Source organism: Pseudooceanicola nanhaiensis (assembly GCF_020171315.1).
Lineage (GTDB): Bacteria > Pseudomonadota > Alphaproteobacteria > Rhodobacterales > Rhodobacteraceae > Pseudooceanicola > Pseudooceanicola nanhaiensis_A.
The window spans coordinates 36,611-48,748 of record NZ_JAIUZP010000001.1 but is presented as its reverse complement, the minus strand read 5'-3'; the positions used below and the strand labels follow the sequence as shown (position 1 = coordinate 48,748).

Genomic DNA, 12,138 nt, shown 5'->3' with positions numbered 1-12,138 from the left:
ATAGAGGAAAAAGGGGGCCGCGATCATGCTCGCAACCCCCTGAAACGTGGCAGGCGCGGGAGTGTCCCGCGCCGGACCGATTTACTGAAGCAGACCCGCTTCCTTGTAGAACTTCTCGGCGCCGGGGTGCAGCGGGATGCCGATACCGTTCAGGGCGGTCTCCTTGGTGATCATCTTGCCCTTGGCGTGACCCGCGTCGAGTTGCTTGCGGGTGTTGTCGTTCCAGAGTGCCTTGGTGATCTCGTAGATCAGCTCTTCGGGCTGGTCCGCGCTGGTGACCCACTGGGCGCCGACGGAGAGCGTGTTCACGTCATCCGCGTTGCCCTCGTAGGTGCCGCCGGGCACGGTGTCAGGCGCGAAGAACCCGAAGTCCTCGCAGATCTTGGGGGCTTCGTCACAGCTGATCGGGATCAGCTTGACCTCGTGCTGGCTGGCCAGCTCGGAAATCGCGCCAGCGGGGTAGCCGCCCACGAAGAAGAAGGCGTCCATGGCACCGTCGCGCATGCGGTCGGCGGCCTGGTCGGGCTTCAGGTACTCGGGCTGGATGTCGCTCTCGGCGATGCCGTAGCCCTCGAGGATAATCTTGGCGTCAACCAGCGTGCCGGACCCGGGCTCGTCCATCGAGACGCGCTTGCCCTTCAGGTCCGCGACGCTCGAAATGCCCGAGTCGGCGCTGGCGACGAGGTGGATGCTCTCGGGGTAGAGGTTGGCGATGGCGCGCAGCTTCTCGACCGGTGCCTTGCCTTCCCAGATGCCGGTGCCGGTGTAGGCCCAGGTGGCCACGTCCGACTGCGAGAAGCCAGACTCGAGCGAGCCGCCCGCGATGGCGTTGATGTTGGCAACCGAGCCGTTGGCCGACAGCGCCGAGGCGATCAGCCCGGGCACGCCGCAGGAGCCGCCCTGGTCACAGGCGCGCGAGCCCGGCGGGTTCGAGATCGCATTCGCGAGCAGACCGCCGATCGGGTAATAGGTGCCGGCGGTGCCGCCGGTGCCGATGCGGAAGAACGCCATGTCCTGCGCGCTGGCCATCGGGGCCGACAGGCCCAGTGCCAGGGCGACACCGGCGAAAATTTTCGTGTGTTTCATGGTAGCTCCCAACTTCCATTGAAATGACTGCGGCAAATCTAGGTCCAAATTCATCACGTTCACAAGAGGATACTTCATGACCCCGCGCGCAGGTCCGGGGGCCGGATGTGCCTTCGCCCTACCTGTGCCCAAGCACTTTCCCTTTGCGCGGGGCACCCTCCCGCGGCGGCAAGCGCGATCATGACGAGGCGTCAGCCCTCCCCGCCCGACACGGTCCCGTGACCCCGAAACGAGAGCGCCCGCCTCCGGCAAGGAGTCGGGCGCGTGGGGAAACCCCGTCCCGCGCAAGCGGCACCGCGACTCGGTTCTGGTCCGGTTCAGGCTAAGGCCAGCCCGGACCGCACGGGACTCAGCTCAGGGCTCAGCTCAGGGCCTTGTCGCTGGTTGCGGCCGTCCCCTTCACCCAGTAGCCCGCCGCCTTGAGCCAGGACTTCGGATGTCCCCGTTCGAGGAAGGCATCGCGCAGCGCCCGGGCCACCTGTGCCTCGGCCGCGATCCAGACGAAGCCGCGCCCCTCGGGCAGGGCGATGTCCCGCGCGGCCGCCAGCAGCGTCTCCGGATCCGTCGCCGCCTCAACGGGCCGGTGCACCCAGTGCTGGCGCAGGTCCGCCGCGGTCTCGAACACCTGTTCATCGGCGGCCTCCGGCACGGCGGCGAGGGTGATCACCTGCACGCCTGCGCCCAGTTCCTCGGCCTTGCGGCCAATGGCGGGCAGCGCGGTCTCGTCCCCGATCAGCAGGTACCAGTCAAAGACCGGCGCAATCACCGCCGAGCCTCTGGGGCCACCGATGTTCAGGCTGTCCCCGACCTGCGCCTTCAGGGCCCAGTCGGTCGCCGGGCCAGCCTCGTGCAGGGCGAAATCCAGCGTCAGCGTGCAGGCTGCATTGTCGTAGCGCCGCGGGGTGTAATCCCGCATCTCGGGCTTGTCGCCTTCGCCGTCGAAGAAGAGCTTGATGTGGTCATCCGCGCCGAGGCTGGTGAAATCCGCGAGGTCTTCGCTGTGCAGGACGATGCGGACCATGTGCGGCGTCAGGCGGTCTACCTGCTGCACCGTCAGGCTGCGCCGCCGGATGTCGAACTTGTGGCGCAGGATGACCGGCTCTTCCGTCGGGGTGGCCTCGGCAGGCTGAGCCCCTGCGGCCAGACGCTCTGCCAGCCCGTCGATCTCTCCGGCAAGGATCGCCGCTGTCTCCGGCGCGGCACCGGGCGCATGGAGCCGCAGGCGCAGTGCCTCCTTCAGCCGGTCCATCGCCGCGACGATTTCCACCGGCGCATCGCCCCGCCCCAGCGGCGGCTTGCGCGTCAGGAGGTCCTGCGCGGCGGCCTTGTTGGCGGCCAGGAAGGCCTCGCCCTCGCTGGTGATCCGGGAGCTCTTGCGACCGGCGTCATCGGCCTCGATGGTCACGAAGCCCATGTCCTCCAGCCACTGCAACGTCGGATAGATTACCCCCGGGCTCGGGCTGTAGCTGCCGTTGAACTGCTCGGTGATCAGCTTGATGAGCTCATACCCGTGGCGCGGGCGCTCGCTGATCATCAGCAGGACCAGCAGCCGCAATTCGCCGTAGTCGAACATCCTTTTGCGACCCCGGCGGCCTTCGTGACGCCCTTCATGGCGGCCCTCAGGCCGTCCCTCATGCTGGCCATGGCCGCGCGCCCTGCCAGACCGGGACCGCTCGCCGCGCCCCCCTTTTGCGCCCGCCGGATGCGGAGCGCCTGTTTCGTCGAATTCTCGATGCTTCATCTTCTATCCTTTTCGATATATCTAAAATCTCGATATATCTAGAATATGTCAAGCGGGAGACACACGCCCCCGGCACCACGGGCAGCCACGGGCAATTCCACGACATATCATAGACTTACCCCTCCCCGCCCGGTCCCCACGCGCATCGTCCAACGAAACCGTGATCCCCTCCGCCCCGGTCCGACAACGGATGTGTGACGCCTCGGCCCCTTGCACTCCGCGTCCAGATCGGCAGGCTGCGACCGTCGGTCCCGCCACCACAGGGGGCCGGAACCAGCCAAGGAGTCCCCATGACAGCCCCCCTCGATTCCGCGCGTCTCGCCCGCCTCGCCGATGTTGCCGTGAATGTCGGCCTGAACCTGCAACCGGGGCAGGACCTGATCCTCACCGCCCCGGCCGAGGCCCTGCCGCTGGTCCGTGAAATCGCCTCGAGCGCCTATCGCGCCGGGGCGGGTGTCGTCACGCCGATCCTCTCCGATGACGAGATCGCGCGTGCCCGTTTCCGCAATGCCCCCGATGCCAGCTTCGATCGCGCGCCGGACTGGCTCTATGCCGGGATGGCGCAGGCCTTCGACGCCGGCGCAGGCCGCATGGCGATCTCCGGGGCCGATCCCATGGCACTCGCCCATGAGGACCCCGAGAAGGTCGCCCGCGCCAACAAGGCCAACTCGCTGGCCTACAAGCCCGCGCTGGAAAAGATCTCGACCTTCGAGATCAACTGGACCATCGCGGCCTATCCCACTGTCGGCTGGGCGCGGCAGGTCTTCCCCGATCTGCCGGAGGACGAGGCCGTGCTGAAACTGGCCGATGCGATCTTTGCCGCCTCGCGGGTGACGGGCGACGATCCCGTCGGGGCCTGGGCCGCGCATAACGCCGCGCTGCGCGAACGCTCCAGCTGGCTGAACGCGGAACGCTTCGACGCGCTGCATTTCACCGGGCCGGGCACCGATCTGATGGTCGGACTGGCCGAGGGCCACGAATGGCACGGCGGTGCCTCCACCGCGCAGAACGGCGTGACCTGCAACCCGAACATCCCGACCGAGGAAGTCTTCACCACGCCCCACGCCTACCGCGTCGACGGCACGGTGCGGGCCACCAAGCCGCTGTCCTACAACGGTGCGCTGATCGAGGAGATCGAGATGCGCTTCGAAGGGGGCCGCGCGGTCGAGGCGCGTTCCAGCAAGGGCGAAACCGTCCTGCACAGGATGATCGACAGCGACGAGGGCGCGCGGCGTCTTGGCGAGGTGGCGCTGGTGCCCTTCTCCTCGCCGATCTCCCAGACGGGTCTGCTGTTCTACAACACGCTCTTCGACGAAAACGCCGCCTGCCACATCGCCATGGGGCAGTGCTACTCCAAGTGCTTCCTCGATGGGGCGTCGCTCTCCTCCGAGGAGATCGCGGCACAGGGCGGCAACAGCTCGGTCATCCATGTGGACTGGATGATCGGCGGGCCCGAGACGGACATCGACGGCGTCCGCGCCGACGGCACCCGCGTGCCGGTCTTCCGCAAGGGCGAATGGGCGCGGTAAGCGCTCCTGCCAGGCAGACAGCGACAGGCCGCCCGGCGGCCTGTCGCGCAGGGCCGGACAAGGCCCGGCAACGATTCAGAAAGCTCATCAGTAAGGCGCATGGCCACGGGCCGCGAGGTCTCTGCGCGGCCCATCCCTGCTGCGTCAGAGCGGTCGGCCGGCCTGATCGACGCCCATGTACTCCATGTCCTTGAAGCGGTCACCGATGCGGGCATGCACCCGCCCGCCGCTGGTGGCGCCGAGGGCCACGACGATCTCATCCGCCGCGGGCGCGTCAGGGATCGTGAACTCCATGGTCAGGAAGTGCGTCCGGGCGCCCTTGTGGTCCTGCGACTTGTGGGTCATCGGGATGGTGATCGCCGTCCCCGCCCCGGCCCGCTTGTTGGTGAAGGGCAGGAAGCTGTCGCCCCCCGCGCCGGTCCGGTAGACATTGCCGAAATGCAGCGTGTGGATCAGGCCCGCGGCATGTTCCACCTCCCCCTCGGTCCCCACCACGGCGCATTTGCCGAAGGCCTCGATCCCCTCGGGCCCGCCCATCAGCGCCACCAGACGCGGCACCAGCGCCTCGCCCAGCACGGCGGCATGGGCGTGGATCGCCGGTTGCAGGTCCTCGACATACTCACGCCCCCAGGGGTTCCGGATCACGGCGGCGCAGGCGGCCATGCGCAGCGGTTTTTCGGCAGGCTTGCCGCCCTCGATCAGGATGTCCTCGACGAAATCGACGATCTTGCGGATGACGACCTCGCTCACGCCTGAAGCCCCTGTTCGGCCAGCACCTTGTTCGCGATGCGGTGGCATTCCACGCCCACGGGCACGCCGCAGTAGATGGTGATATGGGTGATCATCGCCTTCAGCTCGTCCACCGTGACGCCGTTGTTCAGCGCACCGCGGAAGTGCAGCTCCCACTCGTGCATCCGGTTCAGCGCCGCGATCATCACGATGTTCAGCATCGAGCGGGTCTTGGGCGGCAGGGTCTCGTCGCCCCAGCCCGCGCCCCAGCAATACTCCGTGATGAAGGATTGAAACTCCTTCGAGAAGTCGGTGGCATTGCCCAGCGATTTCTCCACATAGGCCGCGCCAAGCGTCGCCTTGCGCTGTTCCAGCCCCTTGTCGTAGAGCGCCTTATCCATGCTGCACCTCCTGTGCATTCGTCGTGGTCTTGGTGAGGAAGGTTCCGATCTTCTCGGCGATCAGATCCGGCGCCTCCAGCAGCACCGAATGCTTGAGCCGCGGCAGGATCTCGAGTTCGGAATTGGGGATCAGCCGGTGCATCGTCTCGGACATGCGCGGGTTGGAGCCGACATCGTTCTCGCCGGTCATCACCAGCGTGGGCTGGCGGATCTGATCCAGCGTCTCGACCAGCTCGGTCTGGCTGAAGACGCGGTAGGCCTCGAGGTAGGAGGGCACGTGCACGGCCTCCAACTCGGCAATCCGGTGAAGGATGGCCGCCTCGTTGTCGCGCACGAACTCGGGCGTGAACCAGCGCTCGCGGGCGGCGCCGGTGATCGCCTTCATGCCGCCGTCGCGGATCATCTGGAGCCGGGCCACCACCTTGGCGCGCTCCTCCTCCGTGCGGCCCGCCACCGCCGAGAGGATCACGATCCGCTCGAACCGGTCCGGCCAGCCCACGGCGAGGCGCTGCGTGATCAGCCCGCCCAGCGAGAAGCCCGCCAGATGCGCCTTCTCCACGCCCGCCTCGTCCATGACGCGGATGATGTCGTCTGCGAAGGTGTCGATGGTGATCGGCGCGTCGATCTGCGCCGAGCGGCCGTGGCCGCGCAGGTCGGGGCGGATGATGTCGAACCGATCCTTCAGCCGGTCGGCGACGGCACCCCAGCTTTCGGCACTGGCGCCCACGCCATGGACGAGGACCAGCGGCGTGCCGTGGCCCTCGCGGTAATAAGTGATCTGCTTGTCGCTGGTCTGCACCCGCGTTTCCTTTCCGTCAGAGACAGGGCGGCGCCCGCTGTCCGGGCGCCATGGGCATCGGCCCCTCGGATCAGCTGGCCAGCGCCGCTTCCTTGGCGGCGGCCTTGTTGCGGAAGTGCGGCAGCACCTGATCGCAGAACAGTTCCAGCGAGCGCACCGCATCCCTGTGCGGCAGGAAGAAGGTGCCGCCATAGATGAAGTGGTCGATGCCGATGGCCTGATAGGCCTCCAGCTTCTCGATGATCTGCTCGGGGTGGCCGAACATCATGTTCTCCAGCAGCTGCTCGGGCTGGTACTCGTCCCGGTTGGCGACTACGTCGAAGTCCACCGGCTGCGGATAGCCGTTGCGGACCTCGCCCACGTTCTTGAACAGGTTCTCGAACGAGCGGCCAAAGTCGATCATCGAGCGCACGGCTTGCTCCTCGCCCGCCTTGTCGGTGAAGACGCAGGCGGTGCGCAGGGTCGCGTGTTTCAGCCCCTGCGCGCCGGGGGTAGTGGAGACGACCTCGTTGAACTTGCGCTGCAGGTCCTCGACCTCGCCGATCGGCTTGCGCAGCGCGGTCGACATGATGTTGCAGCCGTTCTCGGCGGCAAAGCGGAAGGTGCTCTCGTCCCGCGCGGCGATCCACAGCGGGACCTCCTTTTGCAGCGGTTGCGGCACGCTGGTGGTGGCCGGGAAGGAGAAATGCTTGCCCTCGTGGGCGAATTCCCCGGCCCAGAGGCCCTTCACCACCGGGACGATCTCGCGCAGGAAGGAGCCGCCTTCCTGCTGCGGCATCCCGCCTGCCATGCGGTCGAATTCATACTGGTAGGCGCCACGGCCCAGACCCATTTCCAGCCGCCCGCCGGAGTAGATGTCGCAAAGCGCCGCCTCCCCCGCCAGCCGGATTGGGTTCCAGTAGGGCGCCGAGACGATGGCCGTGCCGAGGCGGATGTTCTTCGTATGCCCGGCCCAGTGGGTCAGGGTCTGAAACGGGTTCGGCGAGACGGTCAGCTCGATCGTGTGGTGCTCAGCCGTCCAGGCGACATCGAAACCGCCCTGATCGGCGATTTTCACGAGGTCCAGCGCCTCGGCCATGATCTGCCGCATGTCGGTGTTGGGGTTGGGGCGCCCCGGGTTCACTGCGATGGAAAAACGCATGTCTCTCTCCTGTTCCGGCTCTTATTTCTGGACCCGCATGACGAAGGGATCGTGCGTCTTGCCCGAGTAATCGATGACGACGGTCTTGATGCGGGTGAATTCGTTGATGGCAGCAAAGCCGTTGTGCTTGCCGTAGCCCGAGTCCTTGTAGCCACCGGACGGTGCCATGACGGAGGGGCTGCGATAGGTGTTGATCCAGACCATCCCGGCGTTGATCCGGCGCATGAAGCGCATCGCGCGCTCCATGTCGTTGGTCCACAGGCCCGAGGCGAGGCCGTAGCGGGTGTCGTTCGCCTTGGCGATCATGTCCTCGTCATCGCTGTAGCGGATCAGGCCGAGGACCGGGCCGAAGATCTCGTTCCGGGCGATGTCCATCTCGTTGGTGACGTCACCGAAGATCGTGGGCTGGACGTACCAGCCCGCGCCCATCTCCTCGGCGCGGCCACCGCCGGCCAGCAGCTTGGCGCCCGAGGCTTTGGCCCCCTCGACGAAGCGGCCCACCTTCTCGACCTGCGACCAGAGCGCGAGCGGCCCCAGTTGCGTGGCCTCGTCCGTGGGCGTGCCGATGCGGATCTCGGCGGCGCGGGCGATCAGCCGGTCGGCCACCTCGTCATAGATGCTGTCATGCACAAGGCAGCGCGAGCCCGCGACGCAGGTCTGCCCCCCGGCGGCGAAGATGCCCGAGACGACGCCGGTCACGGCGCGGTCAAGATCGGCATCGGCGCAGATGATATTGGGCGACTTGCCCCCCAGTTCAAGGATCGAGGGCGTCAGGTTCTGCGCCGCGCTGCCCGCGATGATGCGCCCGGTCTCGGGTCCGCCAGTGAAGTCGATCTTGTCGACCTCGGGGTGGCGCACCAGCGCGTCGCCCACGGTGCGGCCATTGCCCGTCACCACGTTGAAGACCCCGGCCGGGAAGCCCGCCTCGGCCACCAGTTCGGCGAAGGCGAGGATCGAGGCGGCGGAATGTTCGGACGGTTTCACCACCATCGCGTTGCCGCAGGCCACGGCGGGCGAGAACGCGCGGTTCAAAAGCAGCAGGGGCGAATTCCACGGCACGATGGCGGCGATCACGCCCACCGGTTCGCGCAGGGTGAAGTTCAGCATGTCGGGCTTGTTGACCGGGATCGTCGTGCCCTCGATCTTGTCGGCCATGCCCGCGAAATAGCGCATGGAGGCCGCGACCGCATGGGTCAGCGCCGTCATCTCCTTCAGCAGCTTGCCGTTGTCGCGCACTTCCAGCCGCGACAGGCGGTCCACGTTCTGGGTGATCAGCTCGGCCAGACGATAGAGCAGCGCGCCCCGGTCGGTCTGGGCCATGTCGCGCCACGCCGGGTTGTTCATCGCGCCACGCGCCGCCATCACCGCGCGGTCGACCTCGTCCAGCGTCGCATCAGCCATCGAGGACCACGGCTGCCCGGTGGCGGGGTCGTAGCTGGGGAAGCTCTCGCCCTGCGAGGTGACCAGTTCGTTGTTGATGAAGAGCGGCAGGCAGCTGCCTTCGAGGGCCTCGGGGGTAAAGCGGATCATGAAAGTCGGTCCTGTGTCTTGATCAAACGGAAGCCTGCGCGGTGAGCGCGGCGGGAACGAGGTACTGGCCATCGGCAAAGACGAGCGCCGGGCGGATGCTGCGCTCCAGCGCCACCACGCGGCCGATCAGCACGAGGTGATCGCCCGCATCGACGACGTCGTGGGTCTCGCAGTCGAAGCCCGCGGCGCAATCCTCCAGCAGGGGCGCGCCAGTGGGGCCCGCCTGCCAGCCGACACCGGCAAAGCGGTCCGCCACCTTGCGCGAGGCAAAGCGGTTCGACAGCTCGGTCTGGTCGGCGGCGAGGATGTTGACGGCAAACGCCCCCCCGTCGCGGAAGATCGCGAGGTTGGAGGAGGTCTTACCGATGCACACCAGCAGCAGCGCCGGGTCCAGCGAGACGGAGGTAAAGGAATTGGCGGTGAACCCCACCGGGGCGCCGGTGCCGTCGCAGGCGGTGACGATGGTCACGCCGGTGGCGAAACGGCCAAAGGCGCGGCGCAGGTCGGCGCGGTCGATGGGGGCAGCTTGGGGAGCGGTCTTCACGGGGGGCCTCGGTCTTTCAGCAGGTGCTAAAGATGACCTTAGGCTGCAGCTTTCGGACCAGTCCTCCCGCGAAACTGGCGAGAATGGCGGAAAAGTTTCCTACTATCTGTAGGAGGTTCTGAACTTGTGGATGCGCAGGGCCAGTTCCAGCTGGAAACACTCCTCCGGATCGTTCAGATCCACGCCCGACTTCTCGGCCAGCCGCCCGATCCGGTAGCGCAGGGTCGAGACATGGATGTCCAGCAGGTCCGCCGTCTCCTGCGGGCGCCGCCCGGTGGCGAGGTAGGCTTCCAGCGTCTGAAGCATGACAGCGGATTTCTCCGTTCCGTCCTCGGTCAGCCAGGCGATCGTATCGCCGAGGAACTGGTCCGCCACCCGGCTGCTGACCGAGGCCATCAGCGAGGGCAGAGAGCCCACGTTGCGCCGGTCGACCCAGTTGCGGGCATTCATCTTCTCGGCCACCTGCAGGTTCCACGCGCAGGCCTCGCGTGCGGGGGCCACATGCTCCAGCCGGTCGATCCGGTCGGACTGAACGGCAATCGCCTCGGGCAGGATCGGGCGGATGCGCTGCATGAAGAGGTCGCGCTGCTTGGCGCTGCGCATATCCTCGCCATCGCGGATCAGCAGGTAGATCTCCTCCCCGTCCCGGTAGGAGACCGCCTTGCCCAGCGTCCGCTGCGCCGTGCGCAGGACGAAGCTGTGCGCATCCTCCCCCGGCACCGCGCCGCCCGCGCTGCGCAGCCCCACGAGGTACATCGGCTGATCCAGTTCGAAGCCCAGCATCCGCGCCTCCTCGCGCAGGGTGCCGAGGTCGCGCAGGTCGCCCTGACAGAGCCGCGAGATCAGCCGCCGCGCCGATTGTTCGCGGGTGCGGAAGGCCATGTAGTTGCGCAGGATCAGCGTCGCCAGCGCCAGCTGGCCCGCGTCTGCCGCGATCTGTTCGTTGGGCGAAAATTCGGTCGCATCCAGCAGGAAGAGCGCGCCCACCCGGCTGCCGTCGATGAAGAGCGGCCGCATCAGCGCGGCGTAGGTATCTCCCTCCACCAGCAGGCGCACGGTTTGATCGCCGATGTCGCTGTCGGCCTTCGTCGCGGTGCGCATCACCGTCTCAGGCATCCGGCGGGCCAGCTGGTGTAGCAGCGGCGACGCGCTGTCGGGATCGCAGAGCATCTGCCCCGTGGTCAAGTCGATGGCGAACCAGCCCGTCGGAAAGAGCCGAGAGAGCGAGCCGTAGAGGTCCGTCGCATGGTCCGGATCCAGCGTCGTGGTCAGCGCCGAGGTCAGGTTCGTGGTGATCTCGCGCAGGCGCTCGCCCTCGCGGCGCTCCTCCCGCAGGGCCTGCATCCGGCGCACGGCCACATCGGCAAGGTCCGCAAGACATTGAAGAAAACTGAGCTCGACCTCGTCCACCTCGACCCGCTCATTGGCAAGGACGGAGAGCACGATGGCGCGGCCTTCCTCGTCGGGGAACTTCAGCGGCACCAGCACGACGGTGTGGTAGCCGCGCACCCGGGCGTCATCGCGGAAGGCGGTGTATTTCTCCTGCGCGGCGGCGTCGGGGATCACCAGCGGGCGGCCCCGGGCCACGACCTCGCGCACCGGGCTGCCGGAGAGATCCCATTGCATCGTCGCACGGCGCGCCGCCTCGGAGAGGAACTGGTCGAAGCGCACGGTGGAGATGGAAAGCTGCCGCTCGGTGTCCATCACCATGACCGAGGAAATCGCCCAGTGGGAATGACGGCAGACCCCCTCGGTCAGCCGCACAAGGACGTCGTGGAAATCCCCGCCCTCGTTGATCAGCCGCGTGATCTCGGAGAGCTGGCGGAACTGGTCGGCGCGGGCATGTTCGAGGCCCGGCGTCTCGATCTCGAGCAACGTCATGCGGGGGTCTCCGTGCGGATCGCGGCGGTTACCTCGGCGGCCGAAAGGACCCAGCCGAAATGCCGCCCGAAGGCGCGCAGCGTGGCCTTGGCCGCGACCGGGTCGGAACTGGCCACGAGGTCCCGGATCAGCGCCGTGGGATAGCCGTGATGCACCGCCTGCCGGGCGGTGTCCTCGACGCACATCTCGGTCAGCACGCCTGTGATGCAGAGCATGTCGGCCCCAAGCGCGCGCAGCCGCGCGTCGAGGCCGGTGTCGTGAAAGCCACCGAAGAAATCCTTGTCCACCACCGCCTCGCCGGGCAGCGGCGCAAGCGCGGCGTGGATGGCAAAGCCCTCGGCCTCGGTCCCGTCGTCGAACCGGCGCAGATGGCCGGGCTGGCAGGCCATCACCGGTGCCGCCATGGTCCTGATCCACCTCATCCGCCCGGCGAGAGGGTCGAACCGCGTGGAGGCGGTGAAGCGCAGGAAGACCACCGGCAGGCCGGCGGCGCGGAACGCCGCGATCATCCCGGCCAGACCGGGCAGGATCGCGCGGCCTTCTGCACATTCCATGGGCGCTCCGGGCAGGAGAAAATCGTTCTGCATGTCCACGACCACCAGCGCGGGGCGCGTCACGGGCGGCAGATCTGGCGCGGCGTCGAAGTCCAAGGGAGAGAGATGCATAAGAGATGCCCTTTTCCTGCTGCCCTCCTCGCTAACGGCGAAGGCCCCGGCGATCATGATGCCTTCGCATGAAGAATGCAAAGCCGCGCTCC

11 protein-coding genes are annotated in these 12,138 nt (G+C 67.3%); 1 reads left to right on the top strand and 10 read right to left on the bottom strand.

All coding sequences use genetic code 11. The annotated features are described in order from the left end of the window. Positions 1–81: 81 nt before the first annotated feature. On the bottom strand, positions 82–1,086 hold the full coding sequence (locus LCM32_RS00215) for a TAXI family TRAP transporter solute-binding subunit (protein WP_224819051.1): 1,005 nt from the start codon (positions 1,084–1,086) through the stop codon (positions 82–84). A gap of 361 nt (positions 1,087–1,447) precedes the next feature. Beyond that, positions 1,448–2,659 (bottom strand): SIP domain-containing protein, encoded by a 1,212-nt coding sequence (locus LCM32_RS00210; protein ID WP_224819050.1) that lies wholly within the window; start codon positions 2,657–2,659, stop codon positions 1,448–1,450. A 458-nt stretch (positions 2,660–3,117) separates the two neighbouring features. Between LCM32_RS00210 and LCM32_RS00205 the strand changes: the two genes are divergently transcribed. After that, positions 3,118–4,356, top strand: a complete 1,239-nt coding sequence (locus LCM32_RS00205; protein WP_224819049.1) for an aminopeptidase — start codon at positions 3,118–3,120, stop codon at positions 4,354–4,356. Positions 4,357–4,500: 144 nt separating this feature from the next. Here the strand turns inward: LCM32_RS00205 and LCM32_RS00200 are convergent, their stop codons facing one another. From LCM32_RS00200 to LCM32_RS00165, 8 genes are all read right to left on the bottom strand, one after another. Continuing rightward, complete coding sequence (locus LCM32_RS00200; RefSeq protein ID WP_224819048.1) at positions 4,501–5,106, bottom strand: amino acid synthesis family protein; 606 nt, start codon at positions 5,104–5,106, stop codon at positions 4,501–4,503. Then, positions 5,103–5,486 carry a carboxymuconolactone decarboxylase family protein gene (locus LCM32_RS00195; protein ID WP_224819047.1) on the bottom strand — a complete coding sequence of 128 codons (384 nt, stop codon included), beginning with the start codon at positions 5,484–5,486 and terminating at the stop codon, positions 5,103–5,105. The genes LCM32_RS00200 and LCM32_RS00195 overlap by 4 nt, the downstream gene beginning before the upstream one ends. Beyond that, the gene (locus LCM32_RS00190) at positions 5,479–6,285 is read right to left on the bottom strand and encodes an alpha/beta fold hydrolase (protein WP_224819046.1); all 807 of its coding nucleotides are present in this window, start codon (positions 6,283–6,285) and stop codon (positions 5,479–5,481) included. The genes LCM32_RS00195 and LCM32_RS00190 overlap by 8 nt, the downstream gene beginning before the upstream one ends. Positions 6,286–6,355: 70 nt before the next feature. Then, positions 6,356–7,426 (bottom strand): LLM class flavin-dependent oxidoreductase, encoded by a 1,071-nt coding sequence (locus LCM32_RS00185; protein ID WP_224819045.1) that lies wholly within the window; start codon positions 7,424–7,426, stop codon positions 6,356–6,358. A gap of 21 nt (positions 7,427–7,447) precedes the next feature. After that, positions 7,448–8,956 (bottom strand): aldehyde dehydrogenase, encoded by a 1,509-nt coding sequence (locus tag LCM32_RS00180; protein ID WP_224819044.1) that lies wholly within the window; start codon positions 8,954–8,956, stop codon positions 7,448–7,450. 22 nt (positions 8,957–8,978) lie between these two features. After that, on the bottom strand, positions 8,979–9,500 hold the full coding sequence (locus LCM32_RS00175) for a flavin reductase family protein (protein ID WP_224819043.1): 522 nt from the start codon (positions 9,498–9,500) through the stop codon (positions 8,979–8,981). Positions 9,501–9,602: 102 nt separating this feature from the next. Further along, positions 9,603–11,381 carry a helix-turn-helix domain-containing protein gene (locus LCM32_RS00170; RefSeq protein WP_224819042.1) on the bottom strand — a complete coding sequence of 593 codons (1,779 nt, stop codon included), beginning with the start codon at positions 11,379–11,381 and terminating at the stop codon, positions 9,603–9,605. Beyond that, on the bottom strand, positions 11,378–12,046 hold the full coding sequence (locus tag LCM32_RS00165) for a cysteine hydrolase family protein (protein WP_224819041.1): 669 nt from the start codon (positions 12,044–12,046) through the stop codon (positions 11,378–11,380). Before LCM32_RS00165 ends, LCM32_RS00170 begins: the two co-directional genes overlap by 4 nt. Positions 12,047–12,138 lie beyond the last annotated feature (92 nt).